Raw genomic sequence first — 26,343 nt, forward strand, 5'->3', positions numbered from 1 at the left:
CCTCAGGAGAGAGTGCCGGAACGCGTCTGCTGGTCACAGTATGCCCGCAGCGCTTCCTCGGTCCGGCGCGCGAGCGCCTGCAGCTGCGGCAGCCACTGGTGCCCCGTCGGCCACTCGCCCTGCTCCAGCAGCGGCACGTACAGCTTGCGCACGTGCTGGTACAGGGCCTGCGCACCCGCTTCGCCGCTCATGCCGAGGAGCGAGTGGAGCGCGGCTATGCTGCCCTGCACGTCGGCGCCTTCGACGGCCTCGCGCAACGTGACCACCAGCCGCTCCATTTCCGGCAGGTAGTCGTTCAGCAGTTCCTCCAGCATGCCGAGGCGGCGGTAGCTTTCCAGCCGCTGGAGGTTCAGGAGGCCCTGCTCGCCCTGGGTCCCCGCGGCCTGGGCCACGGGCGCCGGCTGCGCCACGGCGCTGCCGCCGGACATCAGGCGGCCGAGCGTGTCGTAGAGCACCATCGCGTCCACGGGCTTGACCAGGAAGCCGTTCATGCCCGCGGCCGTGGCCGCCGCCACCGCCGGTTCGTCGGAACGCGCCGTCATCGCCACGATCGGCACGCCCGACCACGGTTCGCGGGCGCTGCGAATGGCACGGGCCGTCTCGAGGCCGTCCATGCCGGGCATGTGCAGGTCGACGATCACCGCGTGGATGCCTTCCTGCGCATGGAGCTGCTCCAGCACGGCGCCGCCGTGCTCGACCTCGATGACGATGGCGGCGGCGTTGCGCAGGTGCGCGGCGATGGCCTTGCGGTTGAACGCGCTGTCGTCGGCCACCAGGATGTGGCGCCCGGCCAGGCGCCCGGCCGCCGTGGCGCCCGCAGCAAAGGGCCGGCGCGTGACGTGTTGCAGCGCCGCGAGCAGCGGCAGCTGCGCGCACGGCTTGCTGACGAAATGGTCCATGCCGGACTGCGTGGCGCGGTACCTGGCCAGGTGCGCCGGCTCGCTGCTGTAGGCGACGATCAGTGCGTCCTTGTTCGCGCCGCCGGCGCGGATCTTCTCCGCGACCGCGTACCCGTCGAGTCCCGGCATGCGCAGGTCCAGCAGCACGATGTCGAACTTGCGCTCGTCCAGCATCCGCAGCGCGGACTGCCCGTCCGGCGCCTCCTCGAGCTCGCTGGTGAGTGCGATCGGGCCCAGCTTCTGGCGCGTCATGGCGCGCTGCAGGTCGTCGTCCTCGACGATCAGGATGCGCTTGCCCGCCAGCGCGGTCCGCGCCTGCGCGATGGTGTCGAGGCGGTGCTGCTCGCGCTCCTGCTCGCTCACCGGCGGGAACGCCATCGTGAATTCGGTGAACTCCCCGAGCGCCGAGGTGCACTGGATGCTGCCGCCGAAGGCCTGCATCACCCGCTGGCAGTACGCCAGGCCCAGGCCGGTGCCGCCGGCCTTGCCGACGGAGCGGAACACCTCGAACAGGCCCTTGAGCACCTGGGGCGCGATGCCGGGGCCCGTGTCGTGCACCCGCACCTGCTGGCCGCCCACCGTGATGGTGATGCGGGTACGCGGGAAGGCGGCGGAATAGAACAGCGCGTTCTTGACCAGGTTGAACAGCACGAACAGGTAGGCCGTCTCGTCGCCGCGGAAGGTGAAGTCGTCCTTGACCACCACGTTCACGCGGTCGCGGTCCTCGTCGCTGTCGTAGCCGTACTCCTCGATCGCCTTGTGCACGACCTCGGCGGCCGAGAGGTAGCGGAAGCTGGAGGCGTCCATCGGCTTGTTGCTGACGCCGTCGAGCGTCATCGAGATCACCTGGAGGCCGCGGCGCACCGCGACCTCGCTGTCGGACAGGTGGCGCGCGAGCGCGTCCAGCTGCTCGGTCTCGAGGATGCGCCCGCCGGCCGGGACGACCTTGGGCCGCGCCAGCAGCGCCTGCATCTTCTCGAGGGCATACGAGATCCGGCTGAGCGGGTTGCGCATCTCGTGCGCGATGGAGCCCGCCAGGGCCGCGGCCAGGCGCGACTTCTCGCTGTCGATCTGCTTCTCCGACAGCTTGAAGGCGCCGCCGCCGATCAGCACGATCAGGTAGGCGGGGATCTGCGCCAGCATGTCCGGCGGCCAGCGGCCGCCCGGGTGGAGGCTGAAGAAGAGGCTCGCTGCCGCCGTGATGCCGACCACCAGCATCGCGATCGTGTTGCGCCAGTCCGTCAGCATCACCAGGAAGCTCAGGGCGATGAAGCAGTTGGACATCGACGGCACGCCGCCTCCCCGCTCCAGCGAGAAGTACACGTTGAAGAACGGCATGGTCACGATGAGCGCCGCGTACGAGTACGGCAGGTAGTACTTCCGCAGCTTCTCCGGCCAGTGGTCCCGCAGCGCCAGCAGCGTGAACAGCGTGATCACCATCAGGCGCAGCCCGATGTCGTCGAAGGGCTTGGGATTCGGCTTGGTGAACCGGATCAGGTAGAAGGTGAGGTACGTGAGCGCGCCGATGATGCCGATGTACTTCAGCAGCGGGCGGCCGTGGCCGTGGTAGGTCGTGTAGTAGCCGTACAGCCTGCGGAAGGGCGCGAGCAGCAGGGAGGCGATGTGCGTCATGGTCATGTCACCCTCCTCACGCGGCAAGCGGCTGGCGGGCGAGCTCGCGGGCCAGGCGGCGCTCGGCATCGGTGGAGGCCGAGGTCTCGAGCACGTCGGACACGGCAGCCTGGATCAGGTGGTAGGGCTTCTCCTCGCCGGGCACCCGCACGTCGTTGGCGATGACCGAGAACCCGAAGCGGCGGTAGAGGCGACTGAGCACGGGGGTACAGGAGGCGAAGGCGTAGCCGGTGGTGAACTCGCGTGCGAGGTGGGAGACGGCGAGGAACACGCATTTGCCCAGGAGCTCCGGGCCCGCGCGATACGCCGGATCGAGGACCAGCCTGCCGAATTCCCAGTTGCCGGGAGTGGCCAGGTGGTGGGCGCCGCGTTCGCGCAACATGGCTTCGACCGGGCTCAGGCCCTTGCCCATGGGCAGGAACCGCATGGTCCCGATGAAGTCGTCATTCCACTCGAAAGCGCCTACCAACCCTTCGCGGTCTCTTTTTTTTCGCGGGTCAGGAATCCGGGGTCGGCCAGCGCCTTCCCCGGGAGCTGGATCTCGGATCGCAGCTTGTGGATCGCCTGGAGTTCGTCGGCGGCGTGGAGCCTGCGGAATTCGATTTCTTCGAGCTTGACGTCGTAGCTGCGTTGGCGGAGATCCGCCAGGCCGCCTTGCAGTTCCGCCGTGGCCGACGGCAAGGCAAACGAATGCTCCATCCCGGAAAAGTCGCTCACTGGTTTCCTCCCTCTGATAACCTGTACTCCGATGCGGTCATTATCCGGCGCAGGGACCAGCCTCGGCGAGTAAGCCTTTCCCCTAAGGACCACGGGATGACGCGCCCGGCGGACAATGGCGCATGCATCAAGCCCTTGCCGCCGAGGCCGATGCCCCCATCGAACTCGGCCCCGCCTGGCGCCACGGCTTCGCCGCGCTGGGCTCTTCGTTCTACACGGAGCTGCGCCCCACCCCGCTGCCGCAGCCCCACCTCGTTTCCCTCAACCGCAGCCTCGCGGCCGAACTCGGCCTGGACGCGGACCTGCTCGCCACGCCGGAAGCGGTCGCCGCATTCACCGGCAACGCGCTGCCTGCGGGCAGCCGGCCGCTCGCCACGGTGTACAGCGGGCACCAGTTCGGCGTGTGGGCAGGCCAGCTCGGCGACGGCCGCGCCATCCTGCTCGGGGGCGTGGAGACGCCGGCGGGCGTGCAGGAGCTGCAGCTGAAGGGCGCCGGCCGCACGCCTTATTCGCGCATGGGCGACGGGCGCGCGGTGTTGCGTTCCAGCATACGGGAGTACCTGTGCTCCGAAGCGATGCAGGGACTCGGCGTCCCGACGACGCGCGCCCTCCTCGTCACGGGCTCGCCGCAACCCGTGCGCCGCGAGGAGATCGAGACGGCCTCGGTCGTCACGCGCGTGGCCCCGAGCTTCGTGCGCTTCGGCCACTTCGAGCACTTCTCCGCGCGCGGGCAGGAGGAGGAGCTGCGCCAGCTGGCCGACTACGTGATCGACACCTTCTACCCGCACGTGCGCGGCAGCGAAGCGCTCGCCGGCAACCCGTATGCCAACCTGCTCGAGCAGGTGAGTGCGCGGACCGCGGCGATGGTGGCGCAGTGGCAGGCGGTCGGCTTCTGCCACGGCGTGATGAACACGGACAACATGAGCATGCTGGGGCTCACCATCGACTACGGCCCGTTCCAGTTCCTCGATGCCTTCGTGCCCAACCACATCTGCAACCACAGCGACGAGACGGGCCGCTATGCGTACAACCGGCAGCCGAACGTCGCGTACTGGAACCTGTTCTGCCTCGGACAGGCCCTGCTCCCGCTGATCGGGGACCAGGAGCTGGCCCTGGCCGCGCTGGAACCGTACCAGGCCTCGTTCCCGCGGGAGCTGGAGTCGCGCATGCGCGACAAGCTGGGCCTGGTGGACGAGCAGCCGGGAGACCGCCAGCTCGTGGAAGGCATCCTCACGCTGCTCGCGGCCGACCGCGTCGACTACCCGGTTTTCTGGCGGCGGCTGTCGGCGTTCGTGGCCGGGAGCGAACTGGCGCCGGTGCGCGACCTGTTCCTCGACCGCCCCGGCTTCGACGGCTGGGTCTCACAGTACGAGGCGCGCCTGCCTGACGGCCGGGCCGAGGCCGGACAGCGCATGCTGCGCACCAACCCGAAGTACGTCCTGCGCAACCATTTGTGCGAACTGGCCATCCGGCAGGCGAAACTCGGGGACTTTTCCGAAGTCGAAGCGCTGCTGAGCCTCGTCCAGTCGCCCTTCGACGAACATCCGGGCCACGAGGACAAGGCCGGCTTCCCGCCCGACTGGGCCGCCCACATCGAGATCAGCTGCTCTTCATGAACGACGACTATCGCATCCGGAAAACCGACGCGGAATGGAAGGCCCTCCTGGCCGAAAAGGGCGCGGAGCCCGGCGCCTTCCAGGTCACCCGCCATGCCGCCACCGAGCGCCCCTTCAGCGGCAAGTACGAGCGCGTGTGGGCGGACGGCAGCTACCACTGCATCTGCTGCGGAGCCAAGCTGTTCGACTCGGACACCAAGTTCGACGCGGGCTGCGGCTGGCCCAGCTTCTCCCAGGCGATTCCCGGCGCGATCAAGGAGATCCGGGACACCAGCCACGGCATGATCCGCGTCGAGACCGTCTGCGCCGAATGCGGCGCGCACCTCGGCCACGTGTTCCCCGACGGCCCGGAGCCCACCGGGCTGCGCTACTGCATGAACTCGGCCTCGCTCGATTTCCACCCCGAAGGCAAGGCCTGAACGCATGAAACTGCTGCTCGACTTCTTCCCCATCGCCCTGTTCTTCGTGGCGTTCAAGCTGTGGGGCATCTATGTCGCCACCGCCGTCGCCATCGTGGCGACCATCGCACAGATCGCCTGGCTGCGGTACTCCACCGGCAAGATCGAGCCGATGCAGTGGCTGAGCCTGGGGATCATCGTCCTGTTCGGCGGCGCGACGATCCTGGCCCACGACGAGACCTTCATCAAGTGGAAGCCGACCGTGCTGTACTGGCTGATGGGCGCGGCGCTCGCCGTGGGCCTGCTGGTCTTCCGCAAGAACCTGCTGAGGTCCCTCATGGGCACGCAGCTGGAGCTGCCGGACAACGCGTGGCGCGCCATGAGCTGGAGCTGGACCGGCTTCTTCGCGGTGATGGGCGTCCTGAACCTCTGGGTCGCGTACAACTTCGACACCAATACCTGGGTGAACTTCAAGCTGTTCGGCGGGCTGGGCCTGATGGCGGTCTTCATCGTCGGCCAGGCGCTGTACCTGGGCCGCTACATGAAGGACACGAAGGGCGCCGAGGCGGGCGACTCGTGAGCGCCGCCACCGGGACCGGCATCACCGCGGAGGCATTGCGCGCGCGGCTGCAGGAGCGGCTCGCGCCCACGCGCCTCGAAGTCCTGGACGAAAGCGCGGCCCACCTCGGGCATGCGGGCCAGGACGGCACCGGCGCCGGCACGCATTTCCGCGTGCGCATCGCATCTCCGGCGTTCGCCGGCCGCCCGCGGGTGGCCTGCCATCGCCTTGTGTATGATGCCCTGCGCGACTATATCGACCGCGACCACGGCGTCCACGCGCTGGCGATCGAGAGCGCCGAAACCTGACCCAGATTCCGTTCCCAAGGGAAATCCCATGAAGAAAGTCCTCCTGACCGCGCTTGCCGCGGCCTTCGTCGGCATCGCCATGCCCGCCGCCGCGCAGAACGTCGCCATCGTCAACGGCAAGCCGGTGCCCAAGGCGCGCGTCGACATGCTGGCCGCGCAGCTCGCGAAGGCCGGCCGCCCCGTCGGCAAGGAGATGGAAGGCCAGCTGAAGGACGAGGTCATCGCCCGCGAGATCTTCCTGCAGGAAGCGTCCAAGCGCGGCCTCGACGCCACCGACGACTACAAGGCGCAGATGGAGCTGGCCCGCCAGACCATCCTGATCCGCGAGCTCTTCGCCGACTACCAGAAGAACAACCCGGTCACCGACGCCGAGATCAAGGCCGAATACGACAAGTTCGTCGCGGCCAACGGCGGCAAGGAATACAAGGCGCGCCACATCCTGGTGGAGAAGGAAGAGGACGCGAAGAAGCTCATCGCCGACCTGAAGAAGGGCGCGAAGTTCGAGGACCTCGCCAAGAAGCAGTCCAAGGACCCGGGGTCCGGCGCCAACGGCGGCGACCTGGACTGGGCGACCGCGGCCAGCTACGTGCCGGAGTTCGCCGAGGCCATGATCAAGCTGAAGAAGGGCGAGACCACCGCCGCCCCGGTGAAGTCCCAGTTCGGCTGGCACGTGATCCGCGTCGACGACATCCGCGAAGCGCAGCTGCCCAAGCTCGAGGAAGTGCGCCCGCAGATCGCGCAGCAGCTGCAGCAGCAGAAGCTGGCGCAGTTCCAGGAAGGGCTGCGGAAGAACGCGAAGATCGAGTGATCCTGCCGATCTTCCATTGAAAAGCGGCCCACATGGGCCGCTTCGCGTTTGTAGGCTGGGTTGCGCGAAGCGCACCCCAGCAAGCTCAGGCCGGCTGCCCCATCAACTCCTCCTGCCGCGCCTTCAGCCTCTCCCCCAGCGCCACCAGGTCCACGCTGCTCGCGCGGGCCTTGGTGAAGAGGTCCTCGCGCTCCTCCTTCACGTGGTGCTCGATGACGCGGGCCAGCTCGCTCACGAGGTCGTCCATCGTGGGGTCCGCCGCCTGCAGGCCCTGGATGCGCGCGATGAGGTCCTTGGCCTGCTGGTGTTCCGCCACGGCTTCGTCCAGCAGGTCGTCGGCCCCGATCGCGCCGCGCAGCGCCGGATAGAAGATCTCCTCCTCGATCTGCGCGTGCACGGTCAGCTCCTGGCAGATGCGCTGCGCGAGCACCGGCCGGTCGCCCTGCTCCTTCGGCGCGGCCATCGCCTGGCGCGCGTACTCGACGAACAGGTGCTTCACGGCGATGTGGTCGGCGTCCAGCAGTTCGCAGGCGTCCTTCATGGCAAGTTCGGTCATGGTCATTCCTTCCCTGGGTTCAGACGAGCGGCGGGTCCATTTCCCGGCCGAAGTGGCGGTGCTTGGCGAGGGCCTGCACGAAGGCTTCCAGGCCCGCTTCCGCCGCGTCGCCGTCGACGACGATGAGGCCGGTGCCGCCCTGCGCCAGGCTCTTGTCCATGGCGATGGGGATGCCCGCCTGCGTGAGCAGCTTGCGCGAGGCGCCCATGGCCAGGATGGTCTTGCAGTGGCGGAACTGGTCCTTGATCCATTCCGCCGTGTGGCCGTCCTGCGCGAGCGCGGCCACCGCTTCGTCGCCGTCCGGCAGCACGAGCGCGTCGAACAGGAAGCCCGGCTCGTTCTCCAGCGAGGCGTCGGCCTGCACCACGTCGCCCGACGCGGTCTCGAAGCCGCCGATGCGCGAGCCGACGAACCGGCCCACCACGCCCTGCGCGAGCAGCGCCTCCTGCAGCCGCAGCAGCGGCCCGGCGACCACGCCGGGCGCCACCAGCATCGCCACCTTGCGTCCCATGAGGGGCGCCTGCCCGGGCCGCGACAGCAGCGACAGCGGCGGCGACTTCATCACCTCGGGCTGCGGCGGGTTCGGCAGCGCGCGCGGCAGCGGATCGGGCATCGGGTCCATGCCCAGGCCGTCCGCCACCATCTTCGCGAGCTGCTCGGACGCGTTGCGCAGGCCCGCGACCATGCGTTCGCGGATCGCCGGCACGGTCACCTTGCTCAGCTCGAAGCGGAAGGCATTGGCGATGTGGACCTGCTCCACCGGCGTCTGGCTCTCGTAGAACAGCGTCGCCTGCGTGTAGTGGTCGGCGAACTTCTCCGGCTTGGCGCGCACCTTGCCCTGTTCCTCCTTGGCCTGGATGCGCGCGGGCACGCTCACGAAGCCCTGTGCCGCACCGGCCTGGAAGGGGCAGCCGCCGGCCAGCGAGTTGGGCTCGTAAGCCACGCGGCCCCGGTGGATGGCCTGCCGGTGCATGCCGTCGCGCTGGTTGTTGTGGACCTGCACGACCGGCGAATTGATCGGGATCTCGTGGAAGTTCGGCCCGCCCAGGCGGGAGATCTGCGTGTCGACATAGGAGTGGATGCGCCCCGCCAGCAGCGGGTCGTTGCTGAAGTCGATGCCGGGGATCACCTGCGCGGTGCAGAAGGCCACCTGCTCGGTCTCGGCGAAGAAGTTGTCGGGATTGCGGTTCAGGACCATGCGGCCGACCGGCAGGATCGGCACCATCTCCTCGGGCACGATCTTGGTCGCATCGAGGATGTCGAAGCTGTACCGGTCCGCCTCTTCCTCGGTGAAGACCTGCACGCCCAGCTCGTACTCGGGGTAGTTGCCCGACTCGATGCGCTCCCACAGGTCGCGGCGGTGGTAGTCCGGGTCGGCGCCGGAGATCTTCACCGCCTCGTCCCACACCAGCGAGTGCGTGCCGGCGAGCGGCGTCCAGTGGAACTTGCAGAAGCGCGACTCGCCCTGCTCGTTGACCAGCCGGAAGGTGTGCACGCCGAAGCCCTGCATCGTGGCGAAGCTGCGCGGGATGGCGCGGTCGCTCATCACCCACATCAGCATGTGCGTGGATTCCGGCATCAGCGACACGAAGTCCCAGAAGGTGTCGTGCGCGCTCGCGGCTTCGGGCATGTGGTGGTGCGGCTCGGGCTTCACCGCGTGCACGAGGTCGGGGAACTTCATCGCGTCCTGGATGAAGAACACGGGGATGTTGTTGCCCACGAGGTCCCAGTTGCCCTCGTCGGTGTAGAACTTCACGGCGAAGCCGCGGACGTCGCGCGCCGTGTCCTTCGAGCCGCGCGCGCCCTGCACGGTGGAGAAGCGCACGAACACCGGCGTGCGCTTGCCCTTGGCCTGGAACGGCGCCGCCTTCGTGTACTGCGTGAGCGGCGCGTAGGCCTCGAAGAAGCCGTGCGCGCCGGAGCCGCGCGCGTGCACGATGCGCTCGGGGATGCGCTCGTGGTCGAAGTGCGTGATCTTCTCGCGGAGGATGAAGTCCTCCAGCAGGGCGGGGCCGCGCACGCCGTACTTGAGCGAGTTCTGGTTGTCCGCCACCAGCACGCCCTGGTTGGTCGTCATGGCGCGGCCGGTGGAGTCGACGCGCACGCGGTCGAGGGTGTCGATCGTGTGGTTCTGGCCGTCGAGGGCTTCGGTGCCGGTCTTGTCGGAGCTGTTCGCCTCGGACAAGGTGCTGGCGCCAGGCAGGCGCGACGGCGGTTCGACCACCGCACCCGCGATCGGCTGCACGCCGTTCGCGAAGCCGTGTTCGGCGGCCTTCTGCTCTTGGTTCTGCATCGCCGCGGCCATCGCCTGCGTGTCCGCCATCTTGCGGGCTGCGGCGTCGGCGGGTGCGCCCCCGGGAAGCTCCGCGGGGCCGCTGTCGGTGTTGCGCGCGGCAGCCTTGGCGGCGGCCTTCTTCGGGGGCGCGGGGGCCTTGGGGGTCTTGGGCATGGGTGCAAGCGTTCGGAAGCGGCGACATTGCCGTCCGACACCGTAAGGGCCGCCCACGCACTCGCTTGTAGGCGGATGCTGATGGCGCGTGCTATGACGCCCTATCGGGCCGATAGCATTCGCCCGATGAGCTTGGCTGCTCAGCCGCGGAATGGCTGCACCAGGGCCAGCACGCCGATCAGCAGCGGCTGGTGCAGCATGTACCAGCTGAGGCTCCAGCGCCCCATCCACGCGAGCGGTGCGAAGGCGCGCGGGATCCGCCCCTGCAGCACTTGCGGTGCCCGGCGCAGCAGCAGCTGGCCCGCTGCCATCCCCCACCACATCGCGCCCAGCCACGGCAGCAGCGGCACGTAGTCCTGCGTCACCGGCTTCATGGAGACGAAGCCGATCCAGTTGAGCCACGGCGTGTTGAGCCAGCCGAGGTTGCCGAAGTGGACGTGCACGGGCAACGCGAAACGCGGCAGCACGATGGCGATCGCGCCGGCGAGCCAGAGCCACTGCCCCCAGCCGGCCGTGAGCCGCACGATCACCAGCATCACCGCGATGCCGTGCAGCACGCCGAAGTAGATGAAGCTGTCCGGGAACATGAGCGCCGACCCGGCCGTCACCAGCAGGGCGCAGCCCGCGACCTGCGCCCAGCGCCGCCAGAAGCGCGGCCACCCCTGCCCCTGCGCATGCGCCACGGACTGCCCGAGGCCGGCGCAGAACAGGAACAGGCTGACGATCGCCGTGCGCTGCGTGGTCCAGAACGGGTCGTAGAGGAAGTTCTGCCGGATCCAGCCGAAGTAGTTCAGGTCGAAGCAGAAGTGGAACACCGTCATCCAGACGATGGCGGCGCCTCGCAAGGCGTCGATGCGGTCGTAGCGGGGGGTGGCGGGCACGCGCGGAGTTTAGGGCCGCCACGGTTGACGCAGGCGGGGCGCTTCGCTCCAATCCCGCGAACGTTGGTCCAAGGAGATGCGATGACGGTCACGCGACGCGGGTTCTGTGCGATGGGGGCCGCCGGGCTGCTGGCAGGCTGCGGCACGCCGGGGAAGCCTTCGGCCGGTGCGGCACGCGCGGAACTGGGATCCACGGGCAAGCTGCGGGCGGCCATCAACTTCGGCAATCCGATTCTCGCCGCGCGCGGCGCCGACGGCCCACGCGGCGTCTCGGTCGACCTGGCGCGCGAAGCCGCGCGCAGGCTGGAGCTGCCCATCGAGCTCGTCCCGTTCACCTCCGCCGGCAACACCGTGGAGGCCATCAAGGCGCGCCAGGTGGACCTGGCCTTCGTCGCCATCGACCCGGTGCGCGCCGCGGACATGGAATACACGGCGCCCTACGTGATCATCGAAGGCGCGTATGCCGTGCGCGAGGCTTCGCCCCTGCGCCGCAACGAGGACGTGGACCGGCCCGGAACGCGGATCGCCGTCGGCCGCGGCAGCGCCTACGACCTCTACCTCACGCGCGAGATCAAGGCGGCCTCGCTGGTGCGCGTGCCGACCTCGCCGGAGGTCGTCGACCGCTTCCTGGAGCAGAACCTGGAGGTCGCGGCGGGCGTGAAGCAGCAGCTGGAAATGGATGCCCGCCGCGTGGGCGGCGTGCGCCTGCTGCCCGGGCGCTTCATGGTGATCGAGCAGGCGATGGGCGTGCCCAAGGGCCGCACCGCCGCGCAGGCCTGGCTGAGCGCGTACATCGAGGAGATGAAGGCGTCCGGCTTCGTCGCCCAGGCGCTGCAGCGCCACGGCATCCAGGGCGCGGCCGTGGCGCCGCCACGCGCGTGAGCGTTGCTCTGCCGTCGGCCTTTCACCCGGCGGCGGCGCTCCGGAGGGGCGGCCGGTAAAATCCCGCCCTCCCATGTCCCTCCTCTACCACCAGCTCGAGCTGCTCGCGCCGGCCCGCGATGCCGACATCGGCATCGAGGCGATCAACCACGGCGCCGACGCCGTCTACATCGGCGGGCCCGACTTCGGCGCGCGCGTGTCGGCCAGCAACTCGGTGCAGGACATCGAGCGCCTCGCGAAGCACGCGCATCGCTTCGGCAGCCGCATCTTCGTCACGCACAACACGATCCTGCGCGACGACGAGCTCGAGGCCGCGCGCCGCATGGCCTGGGACGTCTACGACGCCGGTGCCGACGTCCTGATCATCCAGGACATGGGCCTGCTGGAACTCGACCTGCCGCCCATCCAGCTGCACGCGAGCACGCAGACGGACATCCGCACCGTCGAGAAGGCGAAGTTCCTGCAGGACGTGGGCTTCTCGCAGATGGTGCTGGCGCGCGAGCTCACGCTGGAACAGATCAAGGACATCCACGACGCACTCGACCCGCAGCGCTGCAAGGTGGAGTTCTTCATCCACGGCGCGCTGTGCGTGGCCTACTCGGGCCAGTGCTACATCAGCCATGCGCACACGGGCCGCAGCGCGAACCGGGGCGACTGCTCCCAGGCCTGCCGCCTGCCCTACCACGTGGTGGACAGCCAGGGCCGCTTCGTCGCGCACGACAAGCACGTGCTCTCGATGAAGGACAACAACCAGAGCGCCAACCTGGCGGCGCTGGTGGATGCCGGCGTGCGCAGCTTCAAGATCGAGGGCCGCTACAAGGACATGGGCTACGTGAAGAACATCACGGCCCACTACCGCAAGCTGTTCGACCAGCTGATCGAGGACCGCGAAGGCTCCGAATTCCCGCTGGCGCGCGCGTCCAGCGGCCGCACGACCTTCACCTTCACGCCCGACCCGGACCAGAACTTCAACCGCGAGTTCACCGACTACTTCGTCAACGGCCGGCAGGACGACATCGCCGCGATGGACTCGCCCAAGAACCCGGGCCGCCCCATCGGCTGGGTGACGAAGGTCAACGCCGATTCCATCGAGCTGGAGCTCGACGAACCGCAGGCGCTGCTGCACAACGGGGACGGCCTCTGCTACTACGACCTGCAGAAGGAACTGGTGGGCGTGGCGATCAACCGGGCGGAACCCGCCGCGAAGCTCGGGGCGTGGAGAGTCTGGCCCAAGGACCCCATCGCCGGCATGCGCGACCTGCGCAAGGGCACGCGCCTGAACCGCAACCGCGACATGGACTGGGTGCGCACGCTGGAGAAGAAGTCCAGCGACCGCCGCATCGGCCTGTGGGCCACGCTGGCGGAGACGCCTGACGGCTTCGCGCTGCGCCTGACCGACGAGGACGGCTACGTCGGCGCAGCGTCCGCGCCCTTCGCCAAGGAGGCGGCCCGCGACGGCGACAAGGCGCTCGCCGCCCTGCGCGAGCACCTGGGCCGCTTCGGCAACACCATCTTCACGCCGCTCGACCTGCAGCTGGAACTGGCGCAGCCCTGGTTCGTGCCGCCCTCCCTGGTCAACGCCTTGCGGCGCGATGCGGTGGCGTCGCTGGAGGCGGCCCGCGCCGCCGGCTACGAGCGCCCCCAGCGCGGCACACCCGTGGAGCCGCCGGTGCCTTACCCGGAGGACACCCTCACCTACCTCGCCAACGTCTTCAACCAGAAGGCGCACGACTTCTACGCGAAGCACGGCGTGCAGGTGATCGGCGCGGCCTACGAGAGCCACGAGGAGGAAGGCGAGGTCAGCCTCATGATCACCAAGCACTGCGTGCGCTGGTCCATGAGCCTGTGCCCCAAGCAGGCCAAGGGCGTCGTCGGCGTGAAGGGCACCATCAAGGCGGAGCCGCTGCAGTTGATCAACGGCAGCGAGAAGCTCACCCTGCGCTTCGACTGCAAGCCCTGCGAGATGCACGTGGTGGGCCGCATGAAGAAATCCGTGCTGAACGAGCAGCGCCGCGAGGCGCAGGCCGTGCCGATGCAGTTCTACCGCACGCGTCCGCGCAAGCCCGTCCCGCAGGCCTGAGCGACCGCTGCCGATGGAGGGCGCCGCCGGCTCGCATTGGCATGCTCGCACCGGCGACGAGGTGCTCGCCGCCCTGGACAGCCGCAGCCATGGCCTGAGCGCCCCCGAGGCCAGCCGCCGGCTGGCGCTGCACGGGCCCAACGCCCTGCCGCCGCAGCCGGAGCGCCACCCCCTCGTGCGATTCCTCGCGCAGTTCCACAGCACGCTGATCTACGTGCTGCTCGCGGCCGCCGTGCTCGCCGCCATCCTGGGACACGTGCTCGATGCGAGCGTGATCGCAGCGGTGGTCGCGGTGAACGCGGTCGTCGGCTTCCTGCAGGAAGGCAAGGCCGAACGGGCGCTGGCCGCGATCCGCAGCCTGGTGTCGCCGCGCGCGCACGTGCTGCGCGACGGCGAGCGGCTCAGCGTGCCGGTGGCCGACCTGATCCCCGGCGACGTGGTGCTGCTCGAAGCCGGCGACCGCGTGCCGGCCGACCTGCGGCTGCTGCGCGCGCGCGGGCTGCTGGTGGACGAGGCACTGCTCACCGGCGAGTCCGTCGCGGCACAGAAGCACGACGCGCCCGCGGCGCACGACGCCCCGCTGGGCGACCGCCACAGCATGGCGTTCTCCGGGACCCTGGTGGCAGCGGGCCAGGCGAGCGGCGTCGTGGTCGCGACGGGCGAGCGCACCGAACTCGGCCGCATCGGCAGGCTGCTGTCCTCCGTGGAGGACAACGGCACGCCCCTGCTGCGGCAGGTGGACCGCTTCGGCCGCTTCTTCGCCCTGTTCGTGCTCGCCGCCTCGGTCGTGCTCCTGCTGTACGCCGTTGCCCTGCGCGGCTGGCCCCTCGTGGACGCGCTGCTGGCCGTGGTGGCGATCGCGGTCAGCGTCATCCCCGAAGGCCTGCCCGCCGTGATCACCATCACCCTGGCCATCGGCGTGCAGCGCATGGCGTCGCACAACGCCGTGATCCGGCGGCTGCCCGCGGTGGAGACACTGGGCGCCACCTCCGTCATCTGCACCGACAAGACCGGCACGCTGACGCGCAACGAGATGGCGGCGCGGCGCGTGCTCGCGCCGACGCGGACGCTGCTCGCAGAAGGCGAAGGCTACGGCCCGCGCGGCGCCTTGCGCAGCGCGCATGGCGAGGACGACGCGGCGGCGCTGGCCGAAGCACTGCCCCTGCTGCGCTGCGCCCTGTTGTGCAACGACGCCCGGCTGCAGCAGCGTGGAGCCCAATGGGCGGTCGTCGGCGATCCCATGGAAGGCGCGCTGCTCGCCCTGGGCGCTCGCGCCGGCCTGGACGCGGAGCACGCGCGCGCCGAGTGGCCGCGCGTGGATGCGATCCCGTTCGATGCCGCGCACCGTTTCATGGCCACGCTGCACCGCGGGCCCGGCGGCGAGACCGTGGTGTTCGTCAAGGGGGCGCCCGAGCGCATCCTCGCGATGGCGCAGGTGCCGCCGGCGCAGCTCGCGCGCTGGGAGCGGGGACTGCACGACGCCGCGTCGGCCGGCGAACGCCTGCTGGGTTTCGGCGCGAAGGAACTGCCGGCGGGACGCGCCCGCCTGGAGTTCGCGGACCTCGAGCAAGGCGTGTCCTGCCTCGGGCTGGTGGCCTTCCAGGACCCGCCGCGCGAGGAGGCGCTGCAGGCCATCGCCGAGTGCCGCGACGCCGGCATCGAGGTCAAGATGATCACCGGCGACCACGCCGCCACGGCGACGGCGATCGCCCGCCAGCTGCATCTCGCGGACGCGCCGCTGGCTCTCACGGGCGCGCAGCTCGATGCGCTGCCGGCAACGCGCCTCGCGGAACGCGTGCGGGAGGCCCAGGTCTTCGCGCGCACCAGCCCCGAGCACAAGCTGCGCATCGTGCGCGCCCTGCAGGCGCAAGGCGCGATCGTGGCCATGACCGGCGACGGCGTGAACGACGCGCCTTCGCTCAAGCAGGCGGACGTGGGCGTCGCCATGGGGATCAAGGGCACGGAGGCGGCCAAGGAGGCGGCGCAGATGGTGCTGCTGGACGACAACTTCGCGTCCATCGTGCACGCGGTGCGCGAGGGACGCACCGTCTACGACAACGTGCGCAAGGTGATCGCCTTCACGCTGCCCACGAATGGCGGTGAAGTGCTGGGCCTGATCGTCTGCATCCTGGGCGGCCTCACCTTGCCCATGACCGCGGCGCAGGTGCTCTGGATCAACCTGGTGACCGAGATCACCCTGGGCCTGTCGCTTGCCTTCGAGCCGGCGGAGCCCGGCGTCATGGCGCGGCCGCCGCGCCCCGCGCAGGCGCCGCTGGTGTCCGGCTTCATGCTGTGGCGCATCGTGCTGGTGTCGGTGCTGTTCGCCGCCGCCACGCTCGCGCTGCTGCAAGGCATGCTGGCAAGCGGCGAAAGCCTCGAGGCTGCGCGCACCCTGGTCGTGAATGCGCTCGTCGCGATGGAGATCGGCTACCTGTTCAGCGTGCGCTTCCTCGCCGGCCGCTCGCTCACGTGGCGCGGCGCGATGGGCACGCCGGCCGTGCTCTGGGCCATCGGCGTGCTCGCCGTGGTGCAGCTCGCGTTGACCTACGTGCCCGTCATGAACCGGCTGTTCGGCACGGCGCCCCTCTCGGCCGGGCAGATGGCCGTGGCCGTGGCCACCGGGGCGGTGCTGATGCTCGTGCTGGAGGCGGAGAAAGCGTTGCTGCGGCGCGTGCGGCCGTCACTGATCCAGTCCGCGTAGGCTGGCGGTGAGCGGAAGCGGACCCCAGCGATCTAGCCCACCCAGCGCCGCGCGTTGTGCCAGATCTGCATCCAGGGGCTGGGGGCCGAGCGGTCGCCCGACGTCCACGACATCTGGATGTTGCGGAACACGCGTTCCGGGTGCGGCATCAGCGCCGTGAAGCGGCCGTCCGCCGTCGTCACCGCGGTCAGGCCGCCGGCGCCGCCGTTCGGGTTGAACGGGTAGCGCTCCGTCGGCTGGCCGTGGTTGTCCACGAAGCGCATCGCGCGGATCACCTTGCCCGCGTCCCCGCGGTGCGCGAAGTTCGGGTAGCCCTCGCCGTGCGCTACCGCGATGGGCAGGCGCGCGCCGGCCATGCCCTGGAAGAACAGGCTGGGCGACTCCAGCACCTCCACCATCGCCAGGCGCGCCTCGAAGCGTTCGCTGCGGTTGGTGGTGAAGCGCGGCCACGCCTCGGCGCCGGGGATGATGTCCGCCAGCTCGGCAAACATCTGGCAGCCGTTGCACACGCCCAGCCCGAAGGTGTCCGTGCGCGCGAAGAAGTCGCGGAACTGCTGCGCGAGCACCGGGTGGAAGGTGATGCTGCGCGCCCAGCCGATGCCGGCGCCCAGCGTGTCGCCGTAGCTGAAGCCGCCGCAGGCGACGACGCCGCGGAAGGACTTCAGGTCGTGGCGGCCCGCCTGCAGGTCGGTCATGTGCACGTCGACGGCGTCGAAGCCGGCTTGCGTGAAGGCGTAGGCCATCTCGACGTGCGAGTTGACACCCTGCTCGCGGAGGATGGCGACCCTGGGTCGCGACTTGCTGACCGCGGGTGCGGCGAGCTGGAAGTCCGCCGGCAGGTGCACGTGCAGCCCCGGGTCCGCCGGATCGCCCGCCGCCGCATGTTCGCTGTCCGCGCAGGCCGGGTTGTCGCGCTGCTGGCAGATCTTCCAGCTCACGCTGTCCCACACCTGGTGGAGGTCGGCGAGCTTCGCGCTGAACACGGTTTTCGTGTCGCGCCAGACCTGCACCTCGCCCTTGCCCACGTCGATGGCGGAGGCGGCAGGCCGCGTCGTGCCGACGAAATGCGCGTGGCGCGACAGGCCGTTCGCGCGCAGGACCTGCATCACGTCGTTGCGCTCGGACGTGCGCACCTGCAGCACGACGCCGAGTTCCTCGTTGAAGAGCGCCTTGAGCGTCAGCTCCTCGCGGCGCGCGCCGACCTGGCTGGCCCAGTTCTTGGCGTCGCCGTATTCGGCACGGCTGTCGCTGATGCCGTCGCCTTCGGTGACCAGCAGGTCCACGTTCAGCGCCACGCCCACCTGGCCCGCGAAGGCCATCTCGCAGGCGGCGGCGAACAGGCCGCCGTCGCTGCGGTCGTGGTAGGCGAGGATCCTGCCGTCCTTGCGCAAGGCGTTCACCGCCTCGACCAGGCGCACCAGGTCCTGCGGATCGTCCAGGTCCGGCACCTCGCCGCCCGGCTGCTCCAGCACCTGGGCCAGGATGCTGCCGCCCATGCGGTTGCGCCCCTTGCCGAGGTCCACGAGCACCAGCGTGGTGTCCTCGTCGCGCTGCAGCTGCGGCGTCAGCGTTGCGCGCACATCGTCCACGCTCGCGAAGGCGCTCACGATCAGGCTGACCGGCGAGGTCACCTTCTTCAGCGCACCGCCATCGCTCCACTGCGTGCGCATGGACAGGCTGTCCTTGCCCACGGGGATCGAGACGCCCAGTTGCGGGCACAGCTCGAGGCCCACGGCGCGCACGGTGTCGTACAGCGCCGCGTCCTCGCCCGCTTCGCCGCAGGCCGCCATCCAGTTGGCGGACAGCTTCACGCGGGACAGTTCGATCGGCGCGGCCAGCAGGTTGGTGATGGCCTCGGCCACGGCCATGCGGCCGGAGGCGGGCCCGTCGACGGACGCGAGCGGCGTGCGCTCGCCCATGCTCATCGCCTCGCCGGCGAAGCCCCGGTAGTCGGCCAGCGTGACGGCGCAGTCCGCCACCGGCACCTGCCACGGCCCGACCATCTGGTCGCGGTGCGTGAGGCCGCCCACCGTGCGGTCGCCGATGGTGACGAGGAAGCGCTTGGACGCCACCGTGGGATGGCTGAGGATGCGGATCACCGCGTCCTGCAGGGCCACGCCGGTGAGGTCCAGCGGCGGCACCTCGCGCGCGACGCGCTGCACGTCGCGGTGCATGCGCGGCGGCTTGCCCAGGAGCACGTCCATCGGCATGTCCACCGGCGTGTCGGCGCCCTCGTCGGCCACGATCAACTGGCGCTGCTCCGTCGCGACGCCGACCACCGCGAACGGGCAGCGCTCACGCTCGCAGAAGGCGCGGAACTGCTCCAGCGACCCGGGCGCGATCGCCAGGACGTAGCGCTCCTGGCTCTCGTTGCACCAGATCTCCTTCGGCGCCAGGCCGGTTTCCTCCAGCGGCACCTTGCGCAGGTCGAAGCGCGCGCCGCGGCCGGCGTCGTTGGTGAGCTCGGGGAAGGCGTTGGACAGGCCGCCCGCGCCCACGTCGTGGATCGCCAGCACCGGGTTGCGTTCGCCCAGCGACCAGCAGGCGTTGATCACCTCCTGCGCCCGGCGCTCGATCTCGGGGTTGCCGCGCTGCACGGAGTCGAAGTCCAGGTCGGCGGTGTTGGTGCCGGTGGCCATCGACGAAGCGGCGCCGCCGCCCATGCCGATGCGCATGCCCGGCCCGCCCAGTTGCACCAGCAAGGTGCCCGGCGGGAAGGGGATCTTGTGCGTCAGGCCGGCATCGATGGAACCGATGCCGCCCGCGATCATGACCGGCTTGTGGTACCCGCGGTCCACGCCGGCCACGTGCTGCTCGTACTCGCGGAAGTAGCCGAGCAGGTTCGGCCGGCCGAACTCGTTGTTGAACGCAGCGCCGCCCAGCGGGCCCTCGGTCATGATCTGCAGCGGGCTGGCGATGTGCTCCGGCTTGCCGAACTTCGCGCCCCACAGCTTCGACACCGTGAAGCCGGTGAGGCCCGCCTTGGGCTTCGCACCGCGGCCGGTGGCGCCCTCGTCGCGGATCTCGCCGCCGGCGCCGGTGGAGGCGCCGGGAAACGGCGAGATCGCCGTCGGGTGGTTGTGCGTCTCCACCTTCATCAGCACGTGGTGGGTCGCCTGCGCGCCGGCGTACAGGCCGCCTGCTCCGGGCACGAAGCGCTCCACCGCGTGACCTTCCATCACCGCCGCGTTGTCGGCGTAGGCGACGATGGTGTGCTGCGGGTGCGTCCGGTGCGTGTGCCGGATCATCCCGAACATGCTCTGGTCCTGCGGCACGCCGTCGATGGTGAAGCCGGCGTTGAAGATCTTGTGCCGGCAGTGCTCGCTGTTCGCCTGCGCGAACATCATCAGCTCCACGTCGGTCGGGTTGCGCCCCAGCCCGGTGAAGGCCTGCACCAGGTACTCGATCTCGTCCTCGGCCAGCGCCAGGCCGAAGCGGCGGTTGGCGTCTTCCAGCGCGTCGCGGCCGCCGCGCAGCACGTCCACGTGCTCCATGGGCTGCGGCTGCAGTTCGGTGAAGAGCCGGTGCGCCTCGGCGACACTGGCCACCACGCTCTCGGTCATGCGGTCGTGCAGCAGCGCGGCCACGGCGGCGAGCTGGGCGGGCTCGAGCGACGCCTTGCCGCCCAGCCAGCCGCTTGCCATCTGCAGCCGGTATTCCACGGCCCGCTCGATGCGGCGCACGGAGAGGCCGCAGTTGTGGGCGATGTCGGTGGCCTTGGAAGCCCACGGCGAGACGGTGCCGAAGCGCGGCGTCACCACGAGCAGGGGGCCGTCCGCGGGGCCGTCGTACGGTTCGCCATAGGTCAGCAGTGCCGCGAGGCGCTCGCGTTCCGCGGCCGAGGGCGCGTGGTCGCTCGCGACGAGGTGCACGTAGCGTGCGGCGATGCCGGCGATCTTGGGATGCACCGCCGCCAGGCGCGGCAGGAGTTGCTGGATCCGGAAGCCGCTGAGGGCCTGACCGCCCTCGAACTCGGTGATGTGCAGGGACACTTGGGTGGAGCCTGTCTGGGGAGAGTGGAACCTGGCCGCCGCTGACTGGGGCGGGAGGAACCCGGCATTCTACCTGCGGGGGATTCCCCCCTCTGGGATAATCCCGGGCATGGGCATCACGATCAAAGACCAACAAGAGATCCAGGGAATGCGCACGGCGTGCCGCCTGGCCGCCGAGGTGCTGGACCACCTCACGCCCTTCATCAAGCCCGGCATCACCACCCGCGAGATCGACCGCATCGCGGCCGAGTACATGAAGAAGCAGGGCACGACGTCCGCCACCCTCGGCTACCAGCCCGCCGGCTACCCGCCCTACCCCGCGTCGCTGTGCACCTCGGTCAACCACGTCGTGTGCCACGGCATCCCCAACGACAAGCCGCTCAAGAAGGGCGACATCGTCAACGTGGACGTCACCGTCATCAAGGACGGCTGGTACGGCGACACGAGCCGCATGTTCGTCATCGGCGAGGCCTCCATCGCCGCGAAGCGCCTGGTGCAGCTCACCTACGAGGCGATGTGGCACGGCATCGTGCAGGTGAAGCCGGGCGTGCGCCTCGGCGACATCGGCTGGGCCATCCAGAAGTTCGCCGAGAGCAACGGCTTCTCGGTGGTGCGCGAGTTCTGCGGCCACGGCATCGGCCGCAACTTCCACGAGGAGCCGCAGGTGCTGCACTACGGCAAGCCCGGCACGCTGGAGGAACTGGTGCCCGGCATGACCTTCACCATCGAACCCATGATCAACGCCGGCCGCCGGGACGTGAAGGAATTCGGCAACGACGGCTGGACCATCGTGACCAAGGACCACTCGCTGTCGGCGCAGTGGGAACACACCGTGCTGGTCACCGAGAGCGGCTACGAGGTGCTGACCCTGTCCGAAGGCAGCCCGACGCCGCCGCCCTTCGTGAAGGCCTGATGGGCGCCGCGGCCGTTCTCCAACCGGAACCGGCCGCCGGCAACACGGCCGGCATCCGCGACGGCTACAAGGCCCGCAAGTCGCAGCTGCTCGCCTCGCTGCAGTCGGACGGCGGCTCCACGCGCACCATCAAGGGCCTGCTGCAGGCGCTCTCCGACGCAGCCGACGACGCGCTGCGCGGCCTGTGGCAGGCGGCCGGCCTCCCGGCCGGCATCGCCCTCGTCGCCGTCGGCGGCTTCGGGCGCGGCGAACTCTTCCCCCATTCCGACGTCGACGTCCTGCTGCTGATGCCCGACGGCGTCTCCTGCGCCGACGACCCGGCCCTGACGCAGCGCGTCGAGACCTTCATCGGCAGCTGCTGGGACGCCGGGCTGGAGATCGGCTCCAGCGTGCGCACCGTCGACGAGTGCCTGGCCCAGGCGGCCGGCGACGTGACGGTGCAGACCTCCCTGCTCGAGTCGCGCCTGGTCACCGGCTCGCGCAAGCTGTTCACGGCCTTCCGCGAACGCTTCCGCGCTCAGGTCGACCCGCGCGCCTTCTTCACGGCCAAGACGCTGGAGATGCGCCAGCGTCACACCAAGTTCGAGAACACCCCGTACGCGCTGGAGCCGAACTGCAAGGAGTCGCCCGGCGGGCTGCGCGACCTGCAGGTGGTGCTCTGGGTAGCCAACGCCGCGGGCTTCGGCAGGAGCTGGGACGAGCTCGCGCGCCGCGGCCTGGCCACGGCCTTCGAGGCGCGCCAGATCAAGCGCAACGAAGCCCTGCTCTCCACGATCCGCGCGCGGCTGCACGTCGTGGCCGGCCGCCGCGAGGACCGCCTGGTCTTCGACCTGCAGAACGCGGTGGCGGAATCGTTCGGCTACACCACCGTGATGCGCACCGACGGACGCATCGTGGCCCGCGCCAGCGAGCGCCTGATGAAGCGCTACTACTGGGCGGCGAAGGCGGTGGCGCAGCTGAACCAGATCCTGCTGCTCAACATCGAGGAGCGGCTGGTCCCCGCCGCCGCGGAAGCGCGCACCATCAACGAGCGCTTCTCCGAGAAGGCGGGAATGATCGAGGTCGCCAGCGACGACCTGTACCTGAGGAACCCCCGCGCCATCCTCGAGACCTTCCTGCTGTACCAGGTCACGCCGGGCATCAAGGGCCTCTCCGCCCGCACGCTGCGCGCGCTGTACAACGCGCGCAAGGTCATGGACGGCAACTTCCGCAACGACCCGGAGAACCACGCGACCTTCCGCGCCATGCTGATGCAGCCGCGCGGCATCACGCACGCCTTGCGGCTGATGAACCAGACCTCGGTGCTGGGGCGCTACCTCTGGGTCTTCCGGCGCATCGTCGGCCAGATGCAGCACGACCTGTTCCACGTGTACACCGTGGACCAGCACATCCTGATGGTGCTGCGCAACGTGCGCCGCTTCTTCATGGCGGAGCACGCCCACGAGTACCCGTTCTGCTCGCAGCTCGCGGCCGGCTGGGACAAGCCCTACATCCTGTACACGGCGGCGCTGTTCCACGACATCGCCAAGGGCCGCGGCGGCGACCACTCGGACCTGGGTGCCCGGGAGGTGCGGCGCTTCTGCCGGCAGCATGCGATCGACCCGGAAGACTGCAGGCTGATCGAGTTCCTGGTGCGGGAACACCTCCTCATGAGCCGCGTGGCGCAGAAGGAGGACCTCGGCGATCCCGAGGTGATCCGCAATTTCGCGAAGCGCGTGGGCAACGAGCGCTACCTGACCGCGCTGTACCTGCTGACCGTGGCCGACATCCGTGGCACCAGCCCGAAGGTGTGGAACGCCTGGAAGGGCAAGCTGCTGGAAGACCTCTATCGCTACGGCCTGCGGGCGCTGGGCGGCGGCGCGCCCGACCCGAAGGCGGAGATCGAGACGCGCAAGCGCGAGGCGCTGGTGCAGCTGCAGCTCTTCGCCCTGCCCTTCGAGGCGCACAAGAAGCTGTGGGACACATTGGACGTCGGCTACTTCATGCGGCACGAGGCGGGCGACATCGCGTGGCACACGCGCCACGTGTCGCGCCACGTCGGCACGGCCAAGGTGATCGTGCGGGCGCGCATCTCGCCCGTCGGCGAAGGCCTGCAGGTGCTGGTCTACACGAAGGACCAGCCCGACCTGTTCGCGCGCATCTGCGGCTACTTCGACCAGGCCGGCTTCAGCATCCTGGACGCCAAGATCCACACGGCCACCAACGGCTACGCGCTCGACACCTTCCAGGTGGTGACGGCCATGATGCCGGACCACTACCGCGAGCTGTGCAGCATGGTGGAATCCGGACTCGCCCACACCATTGCCGCCGCGGGCCCGCTGCCGGCGCCGAGCCGGGGACGCGTGTCGCGGCGGGTCAAGAGCTTCCCGATCCCGCCGCGCGTGGACCTGCGTCCCGACGAGCGCGCGCAGCACTGGCTGCTGTCCATCTCCGCCAGCGACCGCGTGGGCCTGCTGTACTCGATCGCACGCGTGCTGGCGCGCCACAAGCTGAACCTGCAGCTCGCCAAGGTGAGCACGCTCGGCGAACGGGTGGAAGACACCTTCCTGATCGACGGGCCGGAGTTGCAGCAAAACCGCAGGCAGCTCGAAATCGAGACCGAATTGCTCGAAGCCGTTTCGGGCTGAACGCGTCCTTCCGCAGAATGGCAGCGGAGGAGGATCCGCATGTTCGGCTGGCTGAAGGGAAAACCGGTGGCGGAGCCGCCGGTGGAGCGCACCGCGCCCTACGCGGGCGACATGCCGTGGCTCGCCGGGACCACGCTTCCCATCCCGGACTGGGATCTGCTGCTGTCCGACGCGCACCTGCAGCCCGGCGCCGAGCACGCGCAGTGCAGCGCGATGGCGGCCGCCTGGCTGGATGCCATGGGCGCGGCGCTCGGCGGCTACCGCCGCGACGAATCCCCGAACTTCATGCTGCTCTCCCCGCTGGAGGCCCGGCCCGCGCGCGTGCTGCTGGACTACCTGGAGCGCAGCCGCCGGCGCGTGCTCGCCACGCTGGCGGAGGTCGCGAGCGACGAGGGCTGGGGCAAGACGGCCGTCATGGTCTTCGCGGGCGAGGAAGCGTACTACACGTACATCTCCGGCTACGACTCCGGCGACGCGGGCCAGGAAGCCTTCAGCGCCGGGATGTTCATCGACGCGGGCTACGGCCATTTCGTCTTCACGGCGGGCCCTTTCGAGACGATGGAGCCGGTCATCGTCCACGAGCTGACGCACTGCCTCGTCCGACACCTGCCGCTGCCCGCGTGGCTGAACGAAGGGCTCGCCGTCAACACGGAGCACCGGTACAGCCCGGGCCGCCCCCGGTACCGGCCCAACGAGCTCGAATTCCTGTTCCGCCGCTTCTGGAACGCTCGGACCATCCAGGAGTTCTGGAGCGGCAAGTCCTTCCTGCGCCCGGACGACGGCCAGCCCCTCAGCTACGAGCTCGCCCGCTGGCTCGTGCAGCTGCTCGGCAAGGACTACGCGCAGCTCGCCCGCTTCTGCGGGCTGGCGACGCGCGACGATGCCGGCGAATCCGCGGCCGCCAGCGTGTTCGGCGCCGGCCTGCAGGACCTCGCGGAGGTCGTGCTGGGGCCGGGGGACTGGGCCCCGAAGCCCGCGACTTGGTCGACCGGCACGGAACGAGGACAATTCCGGTTTACGCCAAATCCCTAGCCGGCGTTAGAACTTCCCGCGCTTGCTGTCCAGTAGCATCGCGAGCGCCCCGCTAGGAGGGCACCCAGACGTTGGAGAGGATCCCCGCATGTTGAAGTCCGTCGCGCGCCGCGGCCTCGTGCTGCTGGCCGTCGCCGCCGCGAGCACCGCTTTCGCCCAGAAAACCACCGCCCCGGCTCCCCGGGCTGCCGCCGCCCCGGCGGCGCCGCTGAACTGGCCCACCAAGCCGCTGCGCATCATCGTCGGCTTCCCCGGCGGCTCGACGCCGGACCTGGTGGCGCGCACGATCGCCGAGCCGCTCTCCAAGGCCCTGGGCCAGCCCGTCGTCGTCGAGAACAAGGTCGGCGCCGGCGGCAACATCGCGGCCGACCTCGTGGTGCGGGCGAACGACAACCACACCATCGGTTTCATGATCAACGGCAACATGACGATTGCCAAGATGCTGAACCCGGCGGTCCCCTACGACCCGCAGCGCGACCTGCAGCCGCTCAGCCTCGTCGGCACCGCGCCGCTGATGCTGACCGCGCCGGTGAACGCGCCGGGCAACGACGCGCAGGAGTTCTTCCTGGCCGCCCGCAACGCCGCCGACAAGTGGAGCTACGGCACGCCCGGCGTGGGCACCGTGGGTCACATCGGCATGGAGCTGCTGAAGACCAAGACCAACATGAACCCGGTGCACGTGCCGTACCCGGGCAACCCGCAGGTCATCCAGGCCATGATCGGCAACCAGATCCAGCTCGCGCTGCTGCCGCCCGGCCTCGCCCAGGCGCAGGTGAAGGCCGGCAAGCTGAAGGCGATCGGCGTGACCTCGCTGGGCCGCAGCCCGCTGGCGCCCGAGTTCCCCAGCCTGAACGAGCTGGGCATCCGCGGCTTCCAGCTGGAGATCTGGGTCGCCGCCGCCGCGCCCAAGTCGCTGCCGAAGCCCATGGCCGACAAGCTCTCCAGCCTGATCTCCGAGATCACCCGCACCCCCGAAGTGCGCGCCAAGCTGTTCCAGCAAGGCTGGCAGGCCGCCGGCACCAACGCCGAAGGCCTCGCGAACCGCGTCAAGTCCGACACCGCCGTCCTGGGTGGCGTGATCATGATGCGCGGGATCAAGGCGGAATAACGCGAAAGCGATGTCATCCCGGGCTTGACCCGGGATCCATGGGGCGGCTGATCCGGCGCCCCATGGATTGCGGGTCAAGCCCAGTAGTGTCCGGAGATCCATTCTCATTTGAGCGCTAAGTTGTTGATGCGCATGGAGAAAGAGGTGGTCTCCGGAGAAATCTATATCGATTCCGCGTGAGCTGG

Annotated in this window: 19 protein-coding genes; 12 read left to right on the top strand and 7 right to left on the bottom strand. The window is 69.8% G+C overall.

Annotated features, from left to right (window positions below; translation table 11 throughout):
• Positions 1–2: 2 nt before the first annotated feature.
• From H8N03_RS25235 to H8N03_RS25245, 3 genes are read right to left on the bottom strand one after another with little or no spacing between them, the layout of a single operon-like run.
• Complete coding sequence (locus H8N03_RS25235; RefSeq protein ID WP_187079012.1) at positions 3–2,537, bottom strand: ATP-binding response regulator; 2,535 nt, start codon at positions 2,535–2,537, stop codon at positions 3–5.
• A 10-nt stretch (positions 2,538–2,547) separates the two neighbouring features.
• Complete coding sequence (locus tag H8N03_RS25240) at positions 2,548–2,958, bottom strand: N-acetyltransferase (protein WP_187079013.1); 411 nt, start codon at positions 2,956–2,958, stop codon at positions 2,548–2,550.
• Between the two features lie 35 nt (positions 2,959–2,993).
• A complete protein-coding gene (locus tag H8N03_RS25245; protein WP_187079014.1) occupies positions 2,994–3,248 on the bottom strand; it encodes a hypothetical protein in 255 nt (84 codons plus the stop codon).
• Positions 3,249–3,370: 122 nt separating this feature from the next.
• Between H8N03_RS25245 and H8N03_RS25250 the strand changes: the two genes are divergently transcribed.
• From H8N03_RS25250 to H8N03_RS25270, 5 genes are read left to right on the top strand one after another with little or no spacing between them, the layout of a single operon-like run.
• Positions 3,371–4,864 (top strand): protein adenylyltransferase SelO, encoded by a 1,494-nt coding sequence (locus H8N03_RS25250; RefSeq protein WP_187079015.1) that lies wholly within the window; start codon positions 3,371–3,373, stop codon positions 4,862–4,864.
• Entirely contained in the window at positions 4,861–5,283 is a 423-nt protein-coding gene (gene msrB / locus H8N03_RS25255) for a peptide-methionine (R)-S-oxide reductase MsrB (protein ID WP_187079016.1), read from the top strand. The genes H8N03_RS25250 and msrB overlap by 4 nt, the downstream gene beginning before the upstream one ends.
• 4 nt (positions 5,284–5,287) lie before the next feature.
• Positions 5,288–5,842 carry a septation protein A gene (locus tag H8N03_RS25260; RefSeq protein ID WP_187079017.1) on the top strand — a complete coding sequence of 185 codons (555 nt, stop codon included), beginning with the start codon at positions 5,288–5,290 and terminating at the stop codon, positions 5,840–5,842.
• Positions 5,839–6,129 carry a BolA family protein gene (locus H8N03_RS25265; RefSeq protein WP_187079018.1) on the top strand — a complete coding sequence of 97 codons (291 nt, stop codon included), beginning with the start codon at positions 5,839–5,841 and terminating at the stop codon, positions 6,127–6,129. Before H8N03_RS25260 ends, H8N03_RS25265 begins: the two co-directional genes overlap by 4 nt.
• A gap of 28 nt (positions 6,130–6,157) precedes the next feature.
• Entirely contained in the window at positions 6,158–6,937 is a 780-nt protein-coding gene (locus H8N03_RS25270) for a peptidylprolyl isomerase (RefSeq protein ID WP_187079019.1), read from the top strand.
• A gap of 85 nt (positions 6,938–7,022) precedes the next feature.
• Here H8N03_RS25270 and H8N03_RS25275 read toward each other — a convergent pair whose 3' ends face one another.
• From H8N03_RS25275 to H8N03_RS25285, 3 genes are all read right to left on the bottom strand, one after another.
• On the bottom strand, positions 7,023–7,493 hold the full coding sequence (locus H8N03_RS25275) for a hemerythrin domain-containing protein (RefSeq protein ID WP_354005179.1): 471 nt from the start codon (positions 7,491–7,493) through the stop codon (positions 7,023–7,025).
• Positions 7,494–7,512: 19 nt separating this feature from the next.
• Positions 7,513–9,942, bottom strand: a complete 2,430-nt coding sequence (locus tag H8N03_RS25280; RefSeq protein ID WP_187079021.1) for a catalase — start codon at positions 9,940–9,942, stop codon at positions 7,513–7,515.
• A gap of 140 nt (positions 9,943–10,082) precedes the next feature.
• Positions 10,083–10,763, bottom strand: a complete 681-nt coding sequence (locus tag H8N03_RS25285; protein ID WP_187079031.1) for a heparan-alpha-glucosaminide N-acetyltransferase — start codon at positions 10,761–10,763, stop codon at positions 10,083–10,085.
• 141 nt (positions 10,764–10,904) lie between these two features.
• Between H8N03_RS25285 and H8N03_RS25290 the strand changes: the two genes are divergently transcribed.
• From H8N03_RS25290 to H8N03_RS25300, 3 genes are all read left to right on the top strand, one after another.
• Entirely contained in the window at positions 10,905–11,705 is an 801-nt protein-coding gene (locus H8N03_RS25290; RefSeq protein ID WP_187079022.1) for an ABC transporter substrate-binding protein, read from the top strand.
• Between the two features lie 73 nt (positions 11,706–11,778).
• On the top strand, positions 11,779–13,785 hold the full coding sequence (locus H8N03_RS25295) for a peptidase U32 family protein (RefSeq protein ID WP_187079023.1): 2,007 nt from the start codon (positions 11,779–11,781) through the stop codon (positions 13,783–13,785).
• 13 nt (positions 13,786–13,798) lie between these two features.
• Positions 13,799–16,486 (top strand): HAD-IC family P-type ATPase, encoded by a 2,688-nt coding sequence (locus H8N03_RS25300; protein ID WP_187079024.1) that lies wholly within the window; start codon positions 13,799–13,801, stop codon positions 16,484–16,486.
• Positions 16,487–16,518: 32 nt separating this feature from the next.
• On the opposite strand, the gene purL is transcribed toward H8N03_RS25300, so the two are convergent.
• Positions 16,519–20,478 (bottom strand): phosphoribosylformylglycinamidine synthase, encoded by a 3,960-nt coding sequence (gene purL / locus H8N03_RS25305; RefSeq protein ID WP_187079025.1) that lies wholly within the window; start codon positions 20,476–20,478, stop codon positions 16,519–16,521.
• A gap of 109 nt (positions 20,479–20,587) precedes the next feature.
• Here purL and map point away from each other — a divergent pair, with 109 nt between their 5' ends.
• The 4 genes from map (at position 20,588) to H8N03_RS25325 (ending at position 26,158) form a co-directional block, all read left to right on the top strand.
• Complete coding sequence (gene map, locus H8N03_RS25310) at positions 20,588–21,391, top strand: type I methionyl aminopeptidase (RefSeq protein ID WP_187079026.1); 804 nt, start codon at positions 20,588–20,590, stop codon at positions 21,389–21,391.
• A complete protein-coding gene (locus H8N03_RS25315; RefSeq protein ID WP_187079027.1) occupies positions 21,391–24,018 on the top strand; it encodes a [protein-PII] uridylyltransferase in 2,628 nt (875 codons plus the stop codon). The genes map and H8N03_RS25315 overlap by 1 nt, the downstream gene beginning before the upstream one ends.
• A gap of 39 nt (positions 24,019–24,057) precedes the next feature.
• Positions 24,058–25,050, top strand: coding sequence for a hypothetical protein (locus H8N03_RS25320; RefSeq protein ID WP_187079028.1), 993 nt, complete (start codon positions 24,058–24,060; stop codon positions 25,048–25,050).
• 88 nt (positions 25,051–25,138) lie between these two features.
• On the top strand, positions 25,139–26,158 hold the full coding sequence (locus H8N03_RS25325) for a Bug family tripartite tricarboxylate transporter substrate binding protein (RefSeq protein WP_187079029.1): 1,020 nt from the start codon (positions 25,139–25,141) through the stop codon (positions 26,156–26,158).
• Positions 26,159–26,343: the final 185 nt, after the last annotated feature.

The sequence above is a fragment of the Ramlibacter cellulosilyticus genome (assembly GCF_014297465.1).
Taxonomy (GTDB): Bacteria; Pseudomonadota; Gammaproteobacteria; order Burkholderiales; family Burkholderiaceae_C; genus Ramlibacter; species Ramlibacter cellulosilyticus.

Bases quoted from the DNA above. Each gene is read 5' to 3' on its own strand.
- H8N03_RS25270 (WP_187079019.1), top strand. From the start codon at position 6,158: ATGAAGAAAGTCCTCCTGACCGCGCTTGCCGCGGCCTTCGTCGGCATC.
- H8N03_RS25320 (WP_187079028.1), top strand. From the start codon at position 24,058: ATGTTCGGCTGGCTGAAGGGAAAACCGGTGGCGGAGCCGCCGGTGGAG.
- H8N03_RS25315 (WP_187079027.1), top strand. From the start codon at position 21,391: ATGGGCGCCGCGGCCGTTCTCCAACCGGAACCGGCCGCCGGCAACACG.
- H8N03_RS25300 (WP_187079024.1), top strand. From the start codon at position 13,799: ATGGAGGGCGCCGCCGGCTCGCATTGGCATGCTCGCACCGGCGACGAG.
- H8N03_RS25280 (WP_187079021.1), bottom strand. From the start codon at position 9,942: ATGCCCAAGACCCCCAAGGCCCCCGCGCCCCCGAAGAAGGCCGCCGCC.
- msrB (WP_187079016.1), top strand. From the start codon at position 4,861: ATGAACGACGACTATCGCATCCGGAAAACCGACGCGGAATGGAAGGCC.
- H8N03_RS25295 (WP_187079023.1), top strand. From the start codon at position 11,779: ATGTCCCTCCTCTACCACCAGCTCGAGCTGCTCGCGCCGGCCCGCGAT.
- H8N03_RS25235 (WP_187079012.1), bottom strand. From the start codon at position 2,537: ATGACCATGACGCACATCGCCTCCCTGCTGCTCGCGCCCTTCCGCAGG.
- H8N03_RS25325 (WP_187079029.1), top strand. From the start codon at position 25,139: ATGTTGAAGTCCGTCGCGCGCCGCGGCCTCGTGCTGCTGGCCGTCGCC.
- H8N03_RS25275 (WP_354005179.1), bottom strand. From the start codon at position 7,493: ATGACCGAACTTGCCATGAAGGACGCCTGCGAACTGCTGGACGCCGAC.
- H8N03_RS25290 (WP_187079022.1), top strand. From the start codon at position 10,905: ATGACGGTCACGCGACGCGGGTTCTGTGCGATGGGGGCCGCCGGGCTG.
- H8N03_RS25240 (WP_187079013.1), bottom strand. From the start codon at position 2,958: ATGCGGTTCCTGCCCATGGGCAAGGGCCTGAGCCCGGTCGAAGCCATG.
- H8N03_RS25260 (WP_187079017.1), top strand. From the start codon at position 5,288: ATGAAACTGCTGCTCGACTTCTTCCCCATCGCCCTGTTCTTCGTGGCG.
- H8N03_RS25285 (WP_187079031.1), bottom strand. From the start codon at position 10,763: ATGACGGTGTTCCACTTCTGCTTCGACCTGAACTACTTCGGCTGGATC.
- H8N03_RS25250 (WP_187079015.1), top strand. From the start codon at position 3,371: ATGCATCAAGCCCTTGCCGCCGAGGCCGATGCCCCCATCGAACTCGGC.
- map (WP_187079026.1), top strand. From the start codon at position 20,588: ATGGGCATCACGATCAAAGACCAACAAGAGATCCAGGGAATGCGCACG.